Source organism: Streptomyces milbemycinicus, assembly GCF_002154605.1.
Classification (GTDB): Bacteria; Actinomycetota; Actinomycetes; order Streptomycetales; family Streptomycetaceae; genus Streptomyces; species Streptomyces milbemycinicus.
The window spans coordinates 1-270 of record NZ_MUNE01001057.1 but is presented as its reverse complement, the minus strand read 5'-3'; the positions used below and the strand labels follow the sequence as shown (position 1 = coordinate 270).

Annotated in this window: 1 pseudogene; it reads left to right on the top strand. The window is 74.4% G+C overall.

Going from position 1 to position 270, the window contains the following annotated elements:
- A pseudogene (locus CCN51_RS50910) lies at positions 1-246 on the top strand (indole-3-glycerol phosphate synthase); the annotation flags it as partial.
- Positions 247-270 lie beyond the last annotated feature (24 nt).

Sequence of the window (270 nt, the reverse complement as noted above, 5' to 3'; positions counted from 1 at the left end):
GCCGCCCTGCGCGCGGCGGGCAGCGAGGCCCGCGGGGAGGTCGTCCAGCGCCATCCGCTGGACGCGCTGCGCGGCGTGGTCGAGCAGGTCGGCGCGGACGAGGTGATCGTGCTGACCGCGCCGCACTTCGTGGAGGAGTTCTTCCACCGGGACTGGGCGTCGCGGGCGCGGCACAAGGTGGGCGTCCCGGTGCTCAAACTCTTCTCGCACGCGGCCGACGAGGAGCAGCCGACGAAGGGCGCCTGATCACACGCCGCGCCCCACCCCTGT